14 protein-coding genes are annotated in these 21,556 nt (G+C 36.6%); all 14 read right to left on the bottom strand.

The genetic code is table 11. From position 1 onward, the window contains the following. Nucleotides 1-39: 39 nt before the first annotated feature. The gene (locus M4I44_RS08230) at nucleotides 40-390 is read right to left on the bottom strand and encodes a cytochrome C oxidase subunit IV family protein (protein WP_017497892.1); all 351 of its coding nucleotides are present in this window, start codon (nucleotides 388-390) and stop codon (nucleotides 40-42) included. A gap of 18 nt (nucleotides 391-408) precedes the next feature. Beyond that, entirely contained in the window at nucleotides 409-1,395 is a 987-nt protein-coding gene (locus M4I44_RS08225) for a cytochrome c oxidase subunit 3 (RefSeq protein ID WP_017497891.1), read from the bottom strand. A 42-nt stretch (nucleotides 1,396-1,437) separates the two neighbouring features. Beyond that, nucleotides 1,438-2,037, bottom strand: a complete 600-nt coding sequence (locus tag M4I44_RS08220; protein WP_017497890.1) for a cytochrome c oxidase subunit 3 — start codon at nucleotides 2,035-2,037, stop codon at nucleotides 1,438-1,440. 2 nt (nucleotides 2,038-2,039) lie between these two features. Further along, nucleotides 2,040-2,942 (bottom strand): heme o synthase, encoded by a 903-nt coding sequence (cyoE, locus tag M4I44_RS08215; RefSeq protein ID WP_017497889.1) that lies wholly within the window; start codon nucleotides 2,940-2,942, stop codon nucleotides 2,040-2,042. Nucleotides 2,943-3,101: 159 nt separating this feature from the next. Continuing rightward, nucleotides 3,102-5,225 (bottom strand): energy transducer TonB, encoded by a 2,124-nt coding sequence (locus M4I44_RS08210; RefSeq protein ID WP_249967013.1) that lies wholly within the window; start codon nucleotides 5,223-5,225, stop codon nucleotides 3,102-3,104. Nucleotides 5,226-5,243: 18 nt separating this feature from the next. Next, on the bottom strand, nucleotides 5,244-5,987 hold the full coding sequence (gene deoC, locus M4I44_RS08205) for a deoxyribose-phosphate aldolase (protein ID WP_249967012.1): 744 nt from the start codon (nucleotides 5,985-5,987) through the stop codon (nucleotides 5,244-5,246). Between the two features lie 371 nt (nucleotides 5,988-6,358). Further along, nucleotides 6,359-6,730 carry a VanZ family protein gene (locus tag M4I44_RS08200; protein ID WP_232424379.1) on the bottom strand — a complete coding sequence of 124 codons (372 nt, stop codon included), beginning with the start codon at nucleotides 6,728-6,730 and terminating at the stop codon, nucleotides 6,359-6,361. A 4-nt stretch (nucleotides 6,731-6,734) separates the two neighbouring features. Continuing rightward, complete coding sequence (gene gcvH / locus M4I44_RS08195) at nucleotides 6,735-7,115, bottom strand: glycine cleavage system protein GcvH (RefSeq protein ID WP_026110132.1); 381 nt, start codon at nucleotides 7,113-7,115, stop codon at nucleotides 6,735-6,737. Nucleotides 7,116-7,203: 88 nt separating this feature from the next. Then, on the bottom strand, nucleotides 7,204-14,427 hold the full coding sequence (sprA, locus tag M4I44_RS08190; protein ID WP_070905606.1) for a cell surface protein SprA: 7,224 nt from the start codon (nucleotides 14,425-14,427) through the stop codon (nucleotides 7,204-7,206). 24 nt (nucleotides 14,428-14,451) lie between these two features. After that, a complete protein-coding gene (gene ruvA, locus M4I44_RS08185; protein ID WP_017497883.1) occupies nucleotides 14,452-15,033 on the bottom strand; it encodes a Holliday junction branch migration protein RuvA in 582 nt (193 codons plus the stop codon). Between the two features lie 77 nt (nucleotides 15,034-15,110). Further along, complete coding sequence (locus M4I44_RS08180) at nucleotides 15,111-17,402, bottom strand: NADP-dependent malic enzyme (protein ID WP_089077338.1); 2,292 nt, start codon at nucleotides 17,400-17,402, stop codon at nucleotides 15,111-15,113. Between the two features lie 159 nt (nucleotides 17,403-17,561). Then, nucleotides 17,562-17,987, bottom strand: a complete 426-nt coding sequence (locus tag M4I44_RS08175) for a CBS domain-containing protein (protein ID WP_070905604.1) — start codon at nucleotides 17,985-17,987, stop codon at nucleotides 17,562-17,564. 683 nt (nucleotides 17,988-18,670) lie between these two features. Further along, nucleotides 18,671-20,611 (bottom strand): OmpA family protein, encoded by a 1,941-nt coding sequence (locus M4I44_RS08170; protein ID WP_249967011.1) that lies wholly within the window; start codon nucleotides 20,609-20,611, stop codon nucleotides 18,671-18,673. A gap of 11 nt (nucleotides 20,612-20,622) precedes the next feature. After that, nucleotides 20,623-21,528, bottom strand: a complete 906-nt coding sequence (locus tag M4I44_RS08165; protein WP_249967010.1) for a type IX secretion system membrane protein PorP/SprF — start codon at nucleotides 21,526-21,528, stop codon at nucleotides 20,623-20,625. Nucleotides 21,529-21,556 lie beyond the last annotated feature (28 nt).

Raw genomic sequence — 21,556 nt, 5'->3', positions numbered from 1 at the left:
TCCCGATGTTATCGGGACTCTTTTCGAATTAATATCATGTTAAAAATTCCATTTAATGGTAGAATCTTTAAAAACCCCATAAATATAATGTCCTTCTGTTAACAGAATAAACAATAAATATAATACCAGGAAAATAACCGGTGCTACAACAGACCATCTAAGGCTGCTTTTTTCACCTTCCATGTGCATAAATGCCCATACTATATAATATGCTTTGAATATTGTAAGGATGTAAAAAATCCAGTTCAATAAATTCAAGCCAACAAAATGATTAAACTCTAATGATGCAGGTTTGTAGATACCTAAAATAACCTCTACTGTAGTTACTACTGATAGTAATGCAAAAACAAACCAGATTCTTTTTGTATTTGATACGTGCTCGTGTGACATAATAATTAAAATCTAAAATTAAACTAAGTAGAAAACTGTAAATACAAATACCCAAACTAAATCGACAAAGTGCCAGTATAAACCAACTTTCTCTACCATTTCGTAGCTTCTTCTTTTCTCATAAGTACCTAATAATACATTAAAGAAGATAATGATATTAATGATAACTCCTGAAAATACGTGGAATCCGTGGAATCCTGTGATGAAGAAAAAGAAATCAGCAAATAATTTATTTCCGTATTCGTTTCTAATCAAATTAGCACCTTCTACAACATATTTAGCACTTGCTAAACGAGCTTCAGACTCTTCTCTTGATAAAACTGTTTTTTTCTTTTTGTCTGTAAGATGTTCTGTTCTGATTAAAACTTCAGGATGAGCTTTAAAACCTGCCTGAATTTCTGCAACTGTATAGGTTGGCTGTGCCTGGGCATCTTCCATAAACCATGTTGAATGGCTTCTTGTTAAAGCTTCTCTTTGTTCCGGTAATTTAACCGCAAAATCAGCAAGAGCAACTCTTTTACCATCTTTATCAACAAACTGCAATAAACTTCCACCTGCTGTTTCAACTGCTCCATACTCTCCTTTAATGAAGTTTTTCCACTCCCAGGCCTGAGACCCCACGAAGATTAAACCTCCAATAATAGTTAAGAACATATAAATTGCAACCTTTGTTTTTTTCAATTGGTGACCTGCATCAACAGCCAAAACCATTGTTACAGATGAGAAAATCAAAATAAAAGTCATTAAGGCTACATAATACATTGGTGCCGCAACGCCATGCATAAAAGGAAAGTGAGTAAACACTTCATCAGCCAAAGGCCAGGTTTCAATAAATTTAAATCTTGAAAAACCATAAGCAGCAAGGAATCCAGAGAATGTTAAGGCATCTGATACGATAAAAAACCACATCATCATTTTACCATAACTTGCTCCTAATGGCTGGATCTCATGACCGCCTCCCCAAGTTTTTTCGTCGTTGTTTGCAGTAGTAACTGTCGCTCCCATAAAAGATATTCGTTAAAAAGTTCCCAAATTTACGTTTTTTTCTTATTTAAAGAAATATAAAAATAAAAATAAATACAACCATAATAAATCCAAAAAGTGCCAATACATCGCACCTAGTTCTATACCAAGAGTTTGAGTCGAATTGTATTTTTGTTTAAAATGATTATAAATTATAATTAAAAGTGAAATTAATCCTCCAGCCAAGTGTAACAAGTGTGTCACGGTTACTACATACAAAAATGTTGTAGTAATTGAGCTACCTTCTCCTGTAAAATAATACCCGCTTTCAACGATTTGTCCAAAACCTGCAAATTGCAGTACCACAAACAAAATCCCTAAAGCTAAAGTTCCCAAAAGTAAAGCTGTAGTAGCACTTCTATTGTCTTTCTGAATGGCTTTTTTAGCCAGGTAAAAAGTAACACTGCAAGCCAAAATAACTGCTGTACTATAATAAAATGCCGTTGGCAATTCAAAGTTTTTCAACCAGTCAGCTCTTGATTTACTTACCACAAAAGCACTTGTAAGTCCGGCAAACATCATGGTCATACTTACCATTGCAAACAAGAGGATAAGTTTTGCCGATTTGGCTTTCCTTAGCTTCTCTTCAGCTGCCGTTTCTGTTTTTGTCATTGTCATTTCCATAACTATCTTAAAAATTTATCTACTATAAATACGATTTGCAGTAACGAGATATACGAAACACTTACCAGCATTAAAGTTCTCGCTGCTTTTGGTGTTCTTAACTGATACAGACGTACTGCATAAAACAACATCCATAAACCTAACAAAAACACTAAAATTGCTGCTATTGGCGAGATAAACAATTGCCCTGTATATCCTAAAACCGGTAATAACGAAGCAACAATCAACCAAACTGTATATAAAATAACCTGCAAAGCGGTCCCTTTATCTTTTTTTCCTGTTGGCAACATGAAGATTCCGGCTTTCTCATAATCTTCATACAAAAACCAGCCAATTGCCCAAAAGTGAGGAAATTGCCAGAAAAACTGAATTAAAAACAGTGTTCCCGCTTCTATACCAAATTCTCCTGTAGCAGCAACCCAGCCTAACATGAAAGGAATTGCTCCCGGAAAAGCACCTACAAAAACAGACAATGAAGTTACCGTTTTCAAAGGGGTATAAATACTGGTGTATAAGAATATGGAGATTGCGGCAAACATAGCCGACTTAGCATTTATAGTATAAAGCAAGGCGATACCAATAATAGTAAGCAAACTTGCTACAAACAAAGCCATTTTTGGGGACATGCGTCCTGAAGGAACCGGGCGATTTTTGGTTCGGTCCATTAAAGCATCGATATCTTTTTCGATCACCTGATTAAATGCATTCGAAGCTCCAACCATGCAATATCCACCGATTGCTAAAACTGCCAAAACACTCCATTTAAAAGGATGTTCCTCATTAACTCCCAATAAATATCCGGCTACAGAAGAGAACAAAACACTGATTGCTAAACCAGCTTTGGTAATCTCTTTGAAATCGGTAAATATTGACTTTAGTGAAAATGTATTTTTAGTCGCGTTCAATACAGTAATTATTTGTATGTTTTTTTTGAGTGGTGCAAATGTACAAATTAGATTGTAGAATTTAGACCTATAAAATTAGATTTTTTTCAATAAAACCTTTACAAAATAAGGACTTGCAAATCTTTAACACTATTATATCAAAAAATCTTATTAAAAACACTAGTAATCAAAATACCAATTGAAGATATCGGAACGCAATCCGATAGAAAACCAGGTAGTACTTTGCTTAAAAGTTGTTGGTGTATTTTTCGTAGGATCAAAATTTCGATATAAAAAACTTCCGAACAGTTTCAGATTCGTCATCGGGTTTATCAGGTATCCTCCTTGTATATCTGCTATAAAAACGTTTGTTTTATTTCCTTGTCCTACTTTTACACCTTTATCATACGGTCGTTTCTCATCATAATTTTTATAAATGTTGCTTCCGTAATTAAAACTATCTTCAGCGGTATCAAAGTCTAAACCTCTTTTTCCAACGGTAAATTTCGCATCAGCAAAATAACGCCCTTTATGATAACGTCCGATTGCAACCAGTTCTGAAAAATTACCTCCCCATTGGTGCCCTATACTCTGATTGTTGTGTCCATAATTGGTAATCGCCGCACTGTGCGCATATACATACGGACGTACATGATTGTATTCTAGCTGCAGCAGCAAATCTTTCACTTCAAATGCATTGAAATATTTTGCCCCCAATTGGTATCCAAATTTATTTTTCCAGCTGCCGTCTCCGCTTTTCATATCTCCTAATGAAAATTCATCCAATAAAAACTGAGCATACAAATTAATATTATTGCTCCACTTGTATTTAGACGTTACTCCCAATAATGCATTTCCACTTCTTGATGACGATGCAAACTCGACAGAACGGTAGAAAATAATTGGATTCACAAAATTAATATCAAAACCTCTGTTGTTATTATCTGTCCAGACTACTGATTCAAAAAAACCTAAGTTCAGTTTGTTAGACACGTTCCAGCTTAAGTAATGATTGGCCATGAATTTTGTAGCATAAGTTCTCTCCAAGGTCACATCCGGACGAACATCTTTGAGCCACATGTAAGTATTCGTGTATTTTATTTTCCAAAAGGTCGTATTGATTTTAAAATACGGATACGGACTTGCTCCGTCACTTTCAAGCAATGAACGGTATCCATCACCAATAAAATTTCTTCCATAACCCAATTGCAGATCAAAAAATTTACTTGGCGCGTAGGTAATATTTGCTTCTGCTAAAGGAAAATCATAAGCATCTGTTTTAAATCGTTTCGCAATTCCCATTCCCGGAAGAATGGCCGGATTCCCTCCCGACGGTTTTAAAGTTTCGGCAAAATCATTATAATAACCTGCAAATCGTCCCTGACTTTCAAAAATAGTTGTGGTAAAATTGATTTGTTTTCCTAATCCTCCTCTGAAATTTAAGGCTCGTGTATTTACGTAGGTATAGGAAGCATCGAGATCCGAGGCTTTTCCCATTTGTAAATCCACGATAGGATTTAAGGACAGCCAATAATCTTCTCCCTGAATCTGAACCATATTTTCATTCCAGAATTTTCTCCCCAACCAAGTGGAAACATTTTTCTGAAGGGATTGATTTACTGCTTTTAAATTATAATATTTTGAAACTTCAGCATACGTATACGGCTTTGATGCGGTATGATTATTACTTCCCACCTGATTCATTGCTTTATCAAACTGCGCATAATAACTGTGTGAAAACGGAATATTCAAATGACTTTCAAATTCCGGATTGTTGTATTTTTTATACACAATACTATCCAGTTCTGTCATTGGTTTTTCGACAGGCTTTAAAATTTGGGCGGCAGCCAATGCTTCCTGAGCAATCTGATCGGCACTTTTTAAAGGAATATCGATCGAAATTGTGTATTTGGAATAAGTTGGTTTCCCGTTATAGGTAGAAGGTTTTATTTTTGGAAACTTCTTAAAAACACGCTTAGCTTCTTCTGATAACGCATCGTTTAACGCGTTTACATAAATTACTTTGAACTCGCCATTTGCATCTACTTCGAATAACACTTTTACTTCTCCTTTATAGTTGGCTTGCTTTAGATTTTCAGGCACCTGATAATTCTGAAATACAAAATCCTGCACTTCTTTATAAAAACAATTTTCAAGTTGTTTGGATTGAAGATTTTCACAGTTTGGAAAAACCGGAAACTGTTCGGCAGTGAAACCAGGTTTGATTGAAGTATTGTTACTTTCCTGCGAAAAAGCAAACAAAGCGGTTAAGGTTAAAATAAAAGACAGGGCAATCTTATTCACGTAAATTTAGGTTTTTATTTAATATTGATTTGAGGTATTCCCTCCATCCGCAATTGTTTTTGCAGCAGAGGTTCCGATTCGTTTTACACCTAATCGAATCATTTCTATGGCATCCTGATAAGACCGAACTCCTCCGGCAGCTTTAACTGGCAAAGGTGATGCGTTTTCCAGCATCATTATAATTGTTGGAAGGGTTGCTCCGTTTGGCAAATCGTTTTCAGTTTTATAAAATCCGGTGGACGACTTCACGAAAACCGATCCGTAGTTTTCTTCTTTAAAATGAGACATCACCACATTTTTAATCAATGCCGAAAGCTGAATGATCTGTGTATCATTTAAGGCGGCAACTTCAATAATCCATTTCACTGTTTTATTGCTTGCAAGACCAATTTGCGTTCCCACTAAAATCTCTTGTTTGACCAGATCAACATCCCCTTCTTTGAATGCCTTATAATTGCAAACAAAATCCAGATCATCTGCTCCGTCTTCGATTGCTTTGTTGGCTTCTTTTAATTTAGACTCTAAATCTGAGTCTCCATCAGGAAAGTCAATGACTGTACCTATAAGCAAAGTCGAATTAGCTTTATGAATCATTTCTTTTGCCAAAACCACCTGTTCGGGCCGAATCATGATGAGTTTAAATCCTTCGCGAATTGCCTCTTCAATAGCATTTTTAACCACAAGGGTACTTTCTGCTTCCGAAAGTCCAGCCTGAGAGGCTGTTTTTAAATACGTAGAGTCCAGATATTGCTTAACATTCATGATTTGTGCGTGTTCTGAGAATTCTGCAAAAATACATTTAAAATTAGAATGAATCACAAAGGCTGGGAAGATTTACGTAAAGTAGCCACGGGTTTCTTTTAAAACAAAGCAACATGAAAAATAATCTGACAATGTGCTATCATTAAACTAATAGATTTTTGAATGCAGAGTAACGATTGCTACTTTTTGATTTGATGTTTCTTAATGATACAATCGTCGGTTTTATAACATCTGAAATCAAAAATCGTTAATCTTTTTATCCATTTTTTCCGGACTAAATAACATTGCTCGCAAAGTCGCAAAGTTTTAACCAACCTTGAAAGCGTTAAGATTAGAGCACAAAAAAACCCACCGAAGTGGGTTTTATATTCTTAAATTTTATCGATTTGTTTTTTAAAAACTATCGCGGCAAAGATACCAAAAATAGCTCCAAGTGCATTGGCTAAAACATCTGTTACATCTGATGCTCGTGTAACCGTTAAAACACCTTGCAGAATTTCGATTGTAATTCCGAAAAAAACAGAAAATATAAATGAAATTAAATAGGCCTTGTAATCGTCTGGTGCTTTTCCTTTCAGCTCTTTTTTGAAAAACAAAATCCAGGAAATTGTAAATCCAAAATGAAAACAAAAATGGACAATCTTATCTATACTCGGAAAATTTACGGCCGGAATATTACTGGAATCTGTTAAACAAAAATAAGTAATGATTCCTGAGCAGATAATTGCCCAGATTAAAAGCAATTGTTTAGGCACCTATAAGTTCTTTATAAGCGTCAGCAGACAATAAAGAATCAATTTCTGATGCATCAGCAATTTTAATTTTAATCATCCATCCATCTCCGTAAGGATCAGAATTCACAGTTTCAGGCTCGCTTTCAAGATTTTCATTGAAAGCAATGATTTCTCCTGTTAATGGTAAAAACAAATCTGATACTGTCTTTACAGCTTCAACTGTTCCAAAAACCTCGTCTCTGTCAAGTTTTTGATCTAAAGTTTCTACTTCAACATACACGATATCCCCTAACTCTTTTTGTGCAAAATGAGTAATTCCTACTGTTGCAACATCTCCTTCGATGCTAACCCATTCGTGATCTTTTGTGTACTTTAAATTTGCTGGTATGCTCATAATAGTTGTGTGTTTGAAAATTGATAGTTTAATAATTGAGGCACAAATGTAATAATCTTCTAATAAAATCCTCTTTAGAAATTCAAAATTAATTCCCAAAATTATATCGAAGTGTAAATCCTGATCTAATATTCGTTAAAGGGAATGCTGTCGAGATTACCGCTTTCGAAAACGAATGATCGTAATAGAATATCGCGGTCAGGTTTTTACTGAATGCATAGTCTGCCGTAAGTTTTAACGACCATATATTTTGTCCTGCTGCTAATTGGTTGTTGTCATAATCTAAATAGCGCACTAAGGTTTCATTATTTCGATACGAAAAGTCACACTTAATATTGATATCACTTTTTATAATTCCCGTTGGAGAATCAGCAAGTCTTGATGAGAAAATTACATCTTTAAAACGATAGCCCAGACCTACAACATATTCCATTCCTTTTACTTCGGTCAATAAATTATTATCAAAACTCATAGACAAAGCTCTGTCTTTTTTAATCTCTGTCAATACACGTAATGAGCTTTTCAATTCAAAATCCATTCGGATTAACGGACTGAATTGCTCCACGAGGTTAATATTAGACATGATGGTTTTGTTAAAGAAATTGGTATTCACATCCTGTCCGTTAGGCTTCTCTATATAGTCAAAATTAGATCTGAACTGGTTGATGGTATACGATGCTCTATAATTATGCTGTAAAGAAAAACGCTTGAATTTGTCTTTAAAATATTTGTAACGCATTAAACCGTTGTACTTAATACTCCAGTTTGGAATTGGGAAGCTTCTGAAAATATCTGTCGAGCTGCTTGATGCACTACTTCCTGTATAAGCCGCTAAAAATGCAGGCAATAAAACCGCCTGATTGCTTTTGGTAAATCCTATCGGATACCCTTCATTAGCCGTATATACTTTATAATTAGGATCTGTAGGAGCCGGAATTGGGTTATTAGCATCTCCATATCTCGGAATTGGTGCTCCTGCACCATAACGCTCCTCTGCCAGACGGTTTGCTATAATCATACGGTTGTTTCTGAAATCATCGAATGCGGCAGACTCTGTTGCAGTGCTGGTCGAAAATGCTGTTTTTATAAGCACTGTTGAAATAGAGAACATCCCATAATTATAAGGTGACAAAGCCTTATAATCTAAATCTCCGGTCACATTATTTTTAACAACACTATACTGCTCTGAATTATTTTCAGAATAATTGCGATCCATGTTCAGATCAATTTTCAAATCAGGCAATAAGTCAATGTTCGCCGTTACTTTCAGGAGCTTATTGGTTACCTGAGTAAAACTTTGATTAAAATCCTGGTAAGAGGTTAACCATCCTCTTTTCGCCGCTTCAAAACGAATGTCATCCTGACTTCCGAAAACAAATCCTAAAGTAGGTCTCGATGTTCCGAAGAAACCAACACCCGGTGTATACCCCGGTAAAACGGTTCCACTATTCACGGTATAATTGACCTGAACGTTTTTTATACTGGTCAGAATACCAATCATGCCATCATAGAATGGACTGCTAGTAGTAGCCGGTTTTGCCGTATTTACAATTTTCTCTCCCGGTTTTGGCGGTGCAGCTGCTTTAGGTTTTGCTCCTGTTTTTGAACCTGGTGTTAATCCTAAATACTTGTACAACGTGTTCATATTAAGCGTTGTCGTAAATGTATTCGAATTGGCATTCTGAATAGTGTTTCCTAAATCAAACGTACTTCCGCTGACAGGATCCACATATTCAGATAATGCAGTCGAAGCACGCTGCCAGCTATAATCGGCGGTATACGAATAATTTGCTTTGATGAAGCTTAGTACCGGAATTTTATGAATTGGAATATCATAGTTCAACACTAACTGTTGTACGTGCTGATTTGGCGTTCCAATATCAAAATAATCGTCCCAGATATTAAAATCCTGTTTTGGTGTATTGTCATCATTTAGAAAATTCCTTACGATATTATTGGATGCAGCTGTATAGTTAATTTTTAAAGATTTCGTTAAATTGAAACCAAAACCGTACTGATAATTAAAGGCAAAGTTTCGTCTGTACAACGGATCAAGACCAATTCCTTGTACCTCCACTTCTCTAAATTGCTGACGGTTACTTTGTCTCAAAATATTTGTGTTAAAGGAAACATTTGAAGGCAAATAATTAAAATTAAAATCGCTCAGCATTTTCCAATACTCACTTTTCTTCATGAATTTAGTCTTCTTGAACGGAACCACTTCTTTTGGCTGGAAAGTGTACGCATAATTCACGGCACTATTCGATTGCTCGTCTACGTAATCTGCCACTTCATAATCGTGGCGTTCTACCTGATTGTACGATTGTGAAAAGGTGAAATTTTCAACGTCATAAACATGCGGTTTCTGTTCCGGTGCTCTGTCTTTTCTTACGCCGATAAAGTTGATACTTCTTCTTTTGGTATAGTCAACAGCTCTAGTTCTGATGTTTTCTTTCTCTGCCTCATCGGTCGTTTCTTTAATCAGCTGTTTTAATTTTATATCCTGATTGAACGGGTCGTATTCCGGTGTGATAACTTCTTCTCCAATTGCGTAATTAAATGGCAAATTGATTCCCCATCTGTGTGGTAATAATTTCCCTAAATTCAAATTGGTAACAATATTATACTGCTGTAGATCTTCACGGCTTCTCTCGTTTGCCCCTTGTTCTAAAGATCCAAAACCAATGGTACTCTTTTTACCGGTAGCCGATACGGTAGCAAAATCTGCCATATTGGTATCGATATTTAAAATTGCCGCCATACCGCCTTTGTTCTCCAGATCGGCCATTCGAAGTTCGTTGAACCAAATCTCTCCTTTAATGGTTTTATGATCTGCCCTACTCTTAACTCCCACCATCAATGTTCGGACTAAACCAAAATTAGGATTTCCTTTGATTCCTAATCTTAATCTGCCGTCTCCATCACCTCCGCCAACGCTTAGGTCGTCATCCGGATAGTAAATCCCGTTAACGTCTCTTTTATCAGAATTAATATCAACAGTCATCCCCTTAATTTTCATTCGGGTCAATAACTCCAGTGCTAAATCAATATTGTTCTCTTCCAGCCAAACCTGATCCGGACTTATGCTACAGGACCCTCCGGTTCTGGTCACTTTTAAAGGAACCTCGACCTGATAGAAGTTTTGTGTAAAGTCATTTCCAAAACGGATAAAACCTACCATTTCATCATCGAGTAACGTGTTTTCGTTTGGCAATGATTCAGCATGTAAAAACATTTTCAGTTTTTTGTACTGACGCATGTCTACACTTACATTCTTAAAAACCGCTCTTGAATCCTGATATTGTAATCCTGAACCGCTAACTCTAACCGCTAAGGCTTGCTCATTTTGATTGATAATGGTATTGTTATTATACAGCTGCTCTCTACGAACGCCCGGTGGCACCACGTAATTCACAGGACATTTTGTACCATTCTCCTGAATGTTTACTGCCGCAACATCAAACTCTGTTCCGTCGTCAGCCGGATTTGTATCGTTGGCATCAAGTGTACCGGTATATCTTCTCCATTCTCCTCTCACTAAATCCAAAGCTCCAAAACGAACAGTCATCTGATCACTAAAGCCGGTCATGAACATACGCATGAAACGAATCGATCTGAAATCTGTAATATTTCCAATCGTATTTTGCGGTTGAGCAACCGGAATTTTAAACTGTATCCATCTTGCTGTTGTTGTTGATCCGTTTGGCAATTCAACATTACTTACTTCACGAATGTCTGTAACGAAATTCTGCCCCACCTGCATTCCCGGTTTTACATCGATGCTATATTCATAATATGCATTGATGGTACTCATGGTGTTGTCACGGTTGATATCTTCAACATCCGGTAAAGTTGTTGATCCACGATTTGGGGAATCGATACTTACGGGAGAGTTTCCTTCTGTACCATTGTAATTTTTGTAGCGGTCTAAAACGCCTCCATCAGTATTCAGATAATAGGTATAATCGTCTCCGGCCGGATCTGTTTCTCCACCGTAATTTGTATATACTGAAGCTTCTTTCGAATTGGGTAAACCGTCTAAACCAACATCCTGATTGCTACGATTACCTGCATTATTATCGAAGGCATAAATTAAAGATTGTGATGCCGGAACGTCTCCCCAAAGCGGTCTAGGATTTACCATGATCTGATCCGGGCCTAATCCGTTTTCATATTGTTTTCTTCCGTCTTTTAAAACGTCTTCCGAGATTTCTCCTAAGTTGAAATAAATTTTTCCGGTATTACCAACTGCTGCTTCTCCATTACCTACATAAGGATCCATTACCCAAAACTGAATGTACTCGACATTCCCTTGTTCGAAGTTGGTCGAATTCAAAGCACGCATGATTCCTCCAAAATTAGAACTGGCGGGACTTGCACCAAAATTCGGATTGTTGTTATAAGGTCCGCGGTTAGAAGGATAATACGTTAAGTCCAGTGTATTCACTACCTGAATTTGTCCCTGAGCAATATCTGTATTTGGATATAATTCCCTGCTATAAATACGTCTCGTGGTATTTAATGACAAATCATCATTTGAAATACCCGATGGTTTTGAAGCGTAAAAGACAGGGTCGATAGTATACCAGGACAGTTTTGCACGTTTAAAGCCATATTCTAATGTAGTTGAATTGGCATTAAAAGTATTGTCATTGATAGAATTTACAAATGGTGTCGAAGCCAGACTCCACGCATACGCCGATCGCATGTCGATGGTAGACTGCGAACCTTCGAAGTCATCAATATAAATAGTTGCCTCACCTTCAAAATCACTGGCTTTTGGAGCATCCGGTTTTAAGAAAGCTACTTCTCCTCTTATCGAAAGATTGGAAGGAACATCTGTATCTATGTTTGGTAATTTGTTAACTAATCTGGTGAAGAAAGGAACTTCGGTAGAGTAATTCCCATTGAATCCAAAGATCGTATTGTTTACAGATTCCTGACCGTAACTTGATTTTTGAGTAAACGGTCTTTCGTTCATTTTCAAATAAGTTCCTCCTACAATAAATTTATCTGAGATTTTATGTTCAACATTGAAACCTATAAATCTTCGGGTCTGTTGTCCGAAAATTGAATTGTTCTCCAATGACACCTCAATTGGTGTATTGGAAGCCTGAAGCGAAGGATCTAAAATCTGAACACGTCCTAATTGGTAATCTACGCTATAATCGATCCCTTCCACCAGCCTTCTTCCGGCCGCCATAACAACAACAGATCCCTGCGGAACATTAAACGCTCCGATTGGAATACCATTGCTTCCTGATGATTTGTATTTTCCTCTTAGTAAAAATTTATTCTTATCACTGTCCTGCAAGGCTCCGGACTGTGTATTTCGGTACATGTTTCTGAACACATATCTTTTCTGATTGGCATTATAGGTAGTCGGATCGTCGTAGTTCTCACCCGAACCTGTATTTTGCAACTTTTTAAATAACAATTCTCCAAAAGGCTCTTTGGTACTAAAAATAATTCGAGCATTCTGAACGTCTACTGTAATTCCCGGAATGTAATCAAAGAAACCATCTCCTCCGGCTTGCGGATCATTGTTATAATTCAATCGGTCCAGATTAAACACATTCAATAAAGGGGTCAGCTCTACTTTGTTATCTGCGGTAGGATTTGCAGGGAATGTTGTTCCCGGTACCGGTGAAATATAATTGATTGGAGAAGGATCTGTATACAGTATGTTTAATCTGAAATCATCTTGTTTGATTTGATATGCCTGAGGAATTTGATACACGTTTTTCATCATCAGATTCCAAACCGGATTCTGAACGTTCGTCAAATTACTCTTCAGCATTTTTAACACTAAACTCTGAGTGATGATCGCTTTATTGGCATTGTTGTTTCCGGTCACTACGGTTCCGTCTACCCCGTCACTTCCAAACTCTCCGACCTGATACACTTTTCCTCCAACAGTGTACTCAAATGCTACTGCTAAAATTTCGTCATTGGCCAAACGCTGCTGTAAGGAAATGTATCCCAACTGCGGATTGAAAGTAAATTCGTTTGCGGTTAATTTCCTGGCGTTTTCTAACACAGAATAATCTGTTCCTTCGCTGGTATTCGCGTTATTAAATCCTGATTTTGCCGTTACGATTTCTCTAATATTAGAATTTAGGTAAGCTCCCGGTTTTCCAATAGTAGCCGGATCGTATTTATTGTTGGTGTTATTTGTTGGTGTATCGATAGGGTTATTAAAAAATCCGACAGGATTGCTTATCACCACCACCTGATTGTCCGGAACTCCCGTAACCTGTCCTTCTCCTAAATCCTGAAGTGCGATAATGTTACGTAAGTTATTGTTGTTGGTTGCTACCCTATTTTGTTTGTTGGTTACCCAAACTTCTATTCTGGTAACCTGAACACGGCTATCGATAAAAGGATAGCTTTTTAATGAAGCATCGTATTTATTTCTGAAATACTGAGATAAGAAGAAATGTCGGTCATTATCGTAATCCAGCGCATACAAATCAAAGTTCTGTACGGTACCGCCACCTTCTGCAACTATACTCTTGGTTTGCGACTTCTGTTCTGAGAAAACTCCGGTAACGGTTGTCTTACCAAATTGCAAGACTGTTTTAACCCCGAACAAACTTTGAGCACCTCGAATAAGGGTACTGTTTAATGGCATGCTCACGTTACCTACTTCCACTTTCTGAACAATATCATCTTCTGAAGGTGTGTAGGCAAGTTTAAATAAATTTTGAAAGGCAAAAGTAGACTGGGTATCATAATTAGCATTTACCTCTAATCTGGTTCCTACTTTCCCCAGCAAACTCATACTGATTCGCTGATCGAAATCAAAAGTAAGGCTGGATCTGTTTCTTGGTGAAAAAGCCGGATTATCCTGTTTGGTATACCGAATCCCCAAGTCCATTTCTACTGAACCTGTTGGCTTTACGTCTATGGTATTACTTCCAAAGATACTTTCGAAAAGTCCTGAATTGATATAATATCGCGGTAGTAAATTCTTTTTGGCGGCCTCACTTCCTGATTTTTTACCATCAATAGCATCTGATTTTTTTCTGAAATAATCTCTTCTGGATTCTTTCAAAACTAAATCTTCGTATTCTTTTGGGGTTAATACAATTGGATAATTGATATTAAAACCGTCTACCGAACTGGTGTAAATGTAGCGATCGGTTATGGGATCATACCGATAGGCTGAAAGTATGCTTGGCGGATTTCCTATTTCTACTTTACCAACGGAGAATTGTGTTTTAGTTGTATCTTGAACTGTTGGGTTTACTTGCGCACGCAAAACATTACCGCAAAATAAAAACAGTAAAAAAATACAAATTTTACGCATACTCTTGGTTTAAATAAATTGGTTTTATAGGCTTTTTAGTGCTTTCTTGATAATGGTTTCTACGGTAGCTTCCGGGTCTTCTTTTACGATTTTCTCCACTACTTTTTCAGAAGTTTTACGAACAAAACCTAAAACCTCCAAAGCAGATAACGCTTCATCTCGATTTGTATTGTTCTGTACGATAGAAACTTCGTCCAAATCGTACAATTTTAACACTTTTTCTTTTAAATCTAGTATAACTCTTTGTGCTGTTTTGTTCCCAATTCCTTTTATGGACTGGATTATACCTACGTCTCCTGAGGCGATAGCATTGATAATTTGTCTTGGCTCTATGGATGACAACATGGTTCTGGCAATGTTTGCACCAATTCCTGAAACCGACAATAACATTCTGAATATTTCGCGTTCTGATTTTTCTACAAAACCAAATAATGTATGCGCATCTTCTTTAATTTGAAGATGCGTATACAATTTTATATTTTCTACATTGGGAATTAATGAAAAGGTATGTAAAGAGATGTTTACCTGATAACCTACTCCGCCACACTCAATGATGACTTCTGTTGGATTTTTCTCTACTAATTTCCCCTGTAAATGTGCTATCATAGTATAATTTATTAAGGTCAAATATAACAAAAATGCATTAAAAATACGACATTATTATTTGACCTTAATTATTTCTACTATTTCGCTAATTTAATCTTTTTACTTTCTTTTTCCTGAGCGTCAATAACTGCAATTGCAGCCATATTTACCATTTCTTCAACGCTTGCTCCTAATTGAAAAATGTGAACCGGTTTACCCATTCCCATCATAATTGGTCCAATAGAATTTACTTTGTAAAGTTCTTTTAGCAATTTATAAGTAATGTTAGCCGAATCTAAATTAGGAAAAATCAAGGTATTCACTTTTTTACCTGCTAATTTCGAGAAAGGGAATTTTTCTGCAAGCATTTCCTGATTCAAAGCAAAATCTGCCTGAATTTCTCCATCAACAATCATTTCAGGATGGTTTTTATGCAAATACGCTACTGCTTCTCTAACCTTTGAAGCACTAGGACTTGTTGAAGACCCGAAGTTTGAATACGAAACCATTGCAATAACTGGCTCTACACCAAACATTTTAGCCGTTTTAGCCGTCATGATCGCAATGTTGATCAAATCTTCTGTTGAAGGATTGATGTTGATTGCTGTGTCTGACAAGAACATTGGTCCACGAGAAGTCAACATCATATTGGCTGTAGCTACTAATGAAGCTCCCGGTGCTTTTTCAATCAATTGTAACATTGGTTTCACAACAGTCGGATAACTTCTTGTATGACCTGTTACCAAAGCATCTGCTTCTCCTTCGTTCACCATCATCGCAGCAAAATAGTTTCTTTCGCGCATGAATTTTTGTGAATCTAATAACGAAACTCCTCTTCTTCCTCTTGTTTCCCAATATGAATTAGCAAATCGGTTACGTCTTCCTTCTTCTTCATTGGTTTTAGGATCAATAATCTCAAGTTCAGCATCAAAACCTAATTCTTCCTTAAGTTCTAAAATGACTTCTTTGTTTCCTAATAAAATTGGATAACCAATTCCGTCTTCGTGTACAATCTGTGCTGCTTTAAGTACGTTTAACTGATCTGCTTCTGCAAAAACAATTCTTTTTGGACTTACTTTAGCACGGTTGGTAATCAAACGTACCATTTTATTGTCGTTCCCCATACGCTCGCGAAGCACATCTTCGTATGCAGCCCAGTCTGTAATAGGATTTTTTGCTACTCCGGATTCCATTGCTGCTCTTGCAACTGCAGGTGCAACCACGGTAATCAATCTAGGATCAAATGGTTTAGGAATGATATACTCTTGTCCGAAACCTAATTTTGTTGCTCCGTATGCTACGTTAACCTGCTCCGGTACCGGCTCTTTTGCCAAAATAGCTAATGCTTTTACAGCAGCCATTTTCATCGCTTCGTTAATTTTTGTAGCACGTACGTCTAATGCTCCTCTAAAAATATAGGGAAATCCAAGAACGTTATTTACCTGATTAGGAAAATCTGAACGTCCCGTAGCCATAATAATATCTTTACGAGTTTCTGTTGCTAAGTTATAATCGATTTCCGGATTTGGATTTGCCATTGCAAAAACAATTGGATTCTCGTTCATTGTCAATAACATCTCAGGTGACAAAATACCTCCTGAAGATAATCCGATGAAAACATCTGCTCCTTTCACTGCTTCTGCTAAATCAATTTTAGCTCCGTCAACTGCATATTTCAACTGCAATTCTGATAGTGAAGAATTATCTTTTGTTAAAAGTCCCTTACTGTTAAACATCTTGATGTTCTTAACCTGAACTCCTAACAAAACATATAAATCAGTACAAGCAATCGCTGCAGAACCTGCACCCGAAACTACGACTTTTACATCTTCTGCTTTTTTTCCTGCTAATTCAAGGGCATTAATTAAAGCTGCTGACGAGATAATTGCAGTACCGTGCTGGTCGTCGTGCATTACCGGAATGTCTAATTCTTCTACCAATCGTCTTTCAATTTCGAAAGATTCCGGTGCTTTAATGTCTTCCAGATTTATCCCTCCAAAAGTTGGAGCAATATTTTTTACGGTCTGAATGAATTCTTCGATATCTTTTGTACCGATTTCGATATCAAAAACATCAATATCAGAGAATATTTTAAACAACAATCCTTTTCCTTCCATTACTGGCTTAGAAGCCTCTGGACCAATGTCCCCAAGTCCTAAAACTGCTGTACCGTTTGAGATCACGGCAACTAAATTTCCTTTTGCTGTATATTTGTAAACGTCTTCTACGTTTGCTGCAATGTCTAAACATGGCTCTGCAACTCCTGGCGAATAAGCCAAAGATAAATCCCTTTGGGTTGCATATTTTTTTGTTGGAACTACCTGAATTTTTCCTGGAGTTGGTTCTGAATGGTACAGTAACGCTTCTCTTCTTTTACTCTCTTTGTTCATTTATTTTTAGCTTTTATTCTAGCTTACAAAGATATAAGTCTTGTTTTAAAATGGCCTATTTTTAGTGCTTTCTTTTCCTAAAAATAAAATTCGGAGCGAAAAAAAATAGCCCAAATTAATTTGGACTATTTTTTTGATATGTTTTATTTTTTGCTTGTTTTATTGCGAAATATAGGAGTTTAAATGATTAATAGTATCTTTCTGAATTTCTATAATGGCCTTAACTACATCACTTATAGATATAATTCCTACTACAATTCCATCTTCCAGAACCGGTAAATGTCTGATTCTTTTGGTACTCATTAGCTCCATACAATCTTCAATCTTATTTGAAAGTTTTACCGAGAAAATATTGCTTTCCATAATTTCATGCACAAAAGTTTCTTTTGATGATTTATCTTTCAAAACAATTTTTCGAGCATAATCCCTCTCAGACAATATCCCTTTTAAATCGGAACCATCAATAACCAGAATGGCACCTATGTTTTTCTCTCCCATTACCTTTAAGGCTTCATAAACCGTTGTGGTTGAAAGAACTGAATAAACATTTTTCCCTTTTGCGTTTAATATTTGTTCTACCGTCATAGCTGAAAAATTTTAGATTTATAAAGTTAGAAAAAAATGCAGACACACGACAATGAAAAACGTTTTTTTAAAACCATAAAACATTCATTTTAAGTAAAATAACTAATATTTTGTGTTTTATAAATTTTAGTTTAAAGAAAGGAATGAATTTTAGGACTTTTTTGCGAATTATATTACGTAAGGGATGTTTTTTACTCGCAGAGACGCTAAGGCGCAAAGTTTTTTATTGTTGGCTGCTGCTGTCAATGTGTGTTTTACGCATCGTTTTGTCCTTGCGATGAAGGAAACTTGAGCAATAACGACTGACGAAGTAAATACATTCGAAACTCTATTCTTGATATCGTCAATCTTTGTCGAATTACTAGTGTGATCCCTCGTTCCTCGGGATGACAAGATTGTGAATAGAAACTGCTTCAATCTTTGTCGAATTACTAATGTGATCCCTCGTTCCTCGGGATGACAAGATTGCGAATAAAATCTGCTTCAATCTTTGTCGAATTACTAGTGTGATCCCTCGTTCCTCGGGATGACAAGATTGCGAATAAAATCTGCTTCAATCTTTGTCGAATTACTAGTATGATCCCTCGTTCCTCGGGATGATAAGATTGCGAATAATTTGATAACAACAACAAAAAAGCCCTTTTCTACAATTTAGAAAAGGGCTTTAAACTATTACTTTTTATTTACAAATTGGTGATTACAAATTCGCTTCTTCGGTTGCGTTCGTGTTCTTCATCGGTACATTTTACACCATCAGAACATTGGTTTACCAATTGAGTTTCGCCGTATCCTTTTGCAGTTAATCGGGCTGGGTCTACTCCTTTTTGAATCAGCCAGTTTCGGGTAGATTTGGCTCTCTTTTCGGATAAAACCTGATTGTACTGCTGGGTTTGTCGGCTGTCTGTATGGGAACGGATATCCAATTTTAAGGCTGGGTATTGTTTTAGAATTTCGACAATTTTCTCTAACTGATAAGCGGATTCCTTTTTAATAGTGGCTTTGTCAAGATCAAAATAAATGATCGGAATATCGAGTGTTTTTGCCAGATCTGTTCCCACTTCAATGGGTTTAATTCTTTTTTCCAGCTGAATCAATAAAGTCGTTTTTCCGGAATTTCTTTTAATTACTACCGGTACTTCCTTACTCTCATAATCTGTTTTCGACGTTCGTACGAAATAGTTTTTTCCACATTTTACATTCGGAAAAATATAATTTCCATTGTTGTCAGTGATGACTTCTGCAACGGGTTGGAAATTTTCATCAAACAATGCCACATTCGCATTTGAAAGTATAACATTGGTTTCTGAATCGGTGACAGTACCTGTTAATTGTTGTTCGCAATTTAGTTTTCGTCTTTCGGTAAATCGATAAACATCGTCAAATCCATGTCCCTTATCTCTGTTGGAAGAAAAAAATCCGTTTCTGTCTTTACTATTGATTATAAAAGCAAAATCGTCCTGCGGACTGTTAATTGGTTCTCCAATATTTTGTATTTCTTCAAAACTGCCCTGATCCTTTATTTTTGTCACAAATACATCAAGTCCGCCCAATCCCGGTCTTCCGTCTGTTGCGAAATAAAGTTCGTTATCTTCAGAAATAAAAGGAAATGTTTCTCGTCCTTCAGTATTGATTGCTGCTCCCAAATTTTGAGGTTTTCCAAAGGTTCCATCTTCCTTTATGGTTACTTTAAACAAGTCGGATTGTCCTAAAGTTCCCGGCATATCTGAAGCAAAATAGAGCGTTTTTTCGTCTACACTTAAGGCGGGATGCGCTACACTATACTGATCACTGTTAAATGGAAGTGCTTCGATATTTTTCCATTCTCCTTCTACTAAATTTGCTTTGTACAACTTTAATAAGGTGACTTTGTTCTCGTCTCTGCCTCTTTTACCGTTTAAGAAATTGTTTCTTGTAAAGTACATTGTTCGGCCGTCTTTTGTAAAAACGGGTGTCGATTCGTTGAATTTTGTATTTACTTTCTTCTGAAAACGCTGCGGTGTTCCTAAACTTCCATCCGGTAACAATTCGGCGGTGTATAAATTGGTAAAGGATCGGTTGGTCCACTTGAAATTTTTCTTTGCGACTCCGCCAGTATCTCGTGCAGATGTAAAAACTAGCTTATTATCAAAAATAGTACTCCCATAATCTGAATACTTAGAGTTTATTCCGGCATCGGCAATTTCAAATCGTCCTGAATTTGCTTTTATCTCGTTCAAATAATTTTTATTGGATTCGAATAAGATCCCTCTTTTATCTGTTGCCTGTTTTTGATTGAATTTTTCTAAGATTACATCTGCTTTAGCGTAATTCCCAGAAGCTTTAAGACATTGTGCGTATCGGTACAAATACTCAGGCTCTTGTTCTTTGTTCATGGAAAATAATTCATCGTACCATTTTAAAGCTTTTACCAATTCTCCATTAAAATAATAGGAATTCCCCAGACGCTGGAACATTTTTTCGTCTTTGTATCCTTTTTCAGCTACATTTTCATAGATTTTTATAGCATCAATATAGGCGTACTTCTCGTATTTGGTATCGGCATACTTTATACTGCCGGTTTGTGCAATTGCATTAAATAAGAGGAATAAAAAGGATATGGTATAGTGTAGTTTTTGGCTTTTCATGTAGGGCTTTTTTAGAAGAATCTTGGTGAGGTAATTCTATTGTAATTATTAAGAAACTCAAAACGCAGGAAGACTTCATGTGACCCCGAATTGTATCTTCTTAAATTAGTAGTTTCATGATCGTAACCATAACCCACATATAAACCATCTGTAATCTGAAAACCTGCCATTGCGCTAACCGACGCGCTCCAGCGATAAGCCAGTCCGATTACAAACTTATCATTGAACATAAAATTCCCTGAAACATCAACCTGTAAAGGGGCTCCCTGAACCATCTTGGTCAACAATGCCGGTTTGAATTTGATGTAATAATCCAGATCAAAAACGTAACCTGCCATTAAATAATAATTGATTTTATCCTTAAAAATAGCGGTATCATCATCATTGAATCGATTGGTTTCGATAAAATTCGGAATTGATAATCCTAAATATGCTTTGTCAGAATGCCAATAAACCCCGGCTCCAATATTGGGTGTGATTCGATTGTTTAAATTCTGAAACTGCGGGTCTCCCTGATTTTCAGGATTCAATTTATTTACATCCAGATTAAAAAGATTTGCTGTGGCTTTTATTCCAAAGGAAAGTTTAAAGATTTCTGAGGTTGGAACACTATACGACAAATCGGCTGATAAAGTGTTCTCGTTGGTTGGACCAATTTTATCGTTTACCAAAGAAACTCCCAATCCTAAATTGCTGTTGTTTAAAGGTGTATTTATAGCAAAGGTGCTGGTTTCGGGCGCTCCGTCCAGTCCGACCCATTGTGTACGGTACAGTCCGAAAACACTTAGCGCACCACGGGAACCCGCATAAGCCGGATTTATTGCCATGGTATTATACATGTATTGTGTGTATTGCGCATCTTGCTGCGCCGAACACACCACTGTAAAAAACAGGAACATTACAATTATCTTTTTCATTTGAATGGCTTTTAAGAAGCGGCCCGGG

This window comes from Flavobacterium sp. B183, from assembly GCF_023539155.1.
Classification (GTDB): Bacteria; Bacteroidota; Bacteroidia; order Flavobacteriales; family Flavobacteriaceae; genus Flavobacterium; species Flavobacterium tructae.
Note: the sequence above shows the minus strand (reverse complement) of the source record. Positions and strands in the feature narration are given on the sequence as shown.

What these genes read in the sequence shown, in the direction of transcription:
- M4I44_RS08230 (WP_017497892.1), bottom strand. Translation starts at nt 390, where the DNA reads ATGTCACACGAGCACGTATCAAATACAAAAAGAATCTGGTTTGTTTTT.
- M4I44_RS08225 (WP_017497891.1), bottom strand. Translation starts at nt 1,395, where the DNA reads ATGGGAGCGACAGTTACTACTGCAAACAACGACGAAAAAACTTGGGGA.
- M4I44_RS08220 (WP_017497890.1), bottom strand. Translation starts at nt 2,037, where the DNA reads ATGGAAATGACAATGACAAAAACAGAAACGGCAGCTGAAGAGAAGCTA.
- deoC (WP_249967012.1), bottom strand. Translation starts at nt 5,987, where the DNA reads ATGAATGTTAAGCAATATCTGGACTCTACGTATTTAAAAACAGCCTCT.
- gcvH (WP_026110132.1), bottom strand. Translation starts at nt 7,115, where the DNA reads ATGAGCATACCAGCAAATTTAAAGTACACAAAAGATCACGAATGGGTT.
- sprA (WP_070905606.1), bottom strand. Translation starts at nt 14,427, where the DNA reads ATGCGTAAAATTTGTATTTTTTTACTGTTTTTATTTTGCGGTAATGTT.
- ruvA (WP_017497883.1), bottom strand. Translation starts at nt 15,033, where the DNA reads ATGATAGCACATTTACAGGGGAAATTAGTAGAGAAAAATCCAACAGAA.
- M4I44_RS08180 (WP_089077338.1), bottom strand. Translation starts at nt 17,402, where the DNA reads ATGAACAAAGAGAGTAAAAGAAGAGAAGCGTTACTGTACCATTCAGAA.
- M4I44_RS08175 (WP_070905604.1), bottom strand. Translation starts at nt 17,987, where the DNA reads ATGACGGTAGAACAAATATTAAACGCAAAAGGGAAAAATGTTTATTCA.
- M4I44_RS08170 (WP_249967011.1), bottom strand. Translation starts at nt 20,611, where the DNA reads ATGAAAAGCCAAAAACTACACTATACCATATCCTTTTTATTCCTCTTA.
- M4I44_RS08165 (WP_249967010.1), bottom strand. Translation starts at nt 21,528, where the DNA reads ATGAAAAAGATAATTGTAATGTTCCTGTTTTTTACAGTGGTGTGTTCG.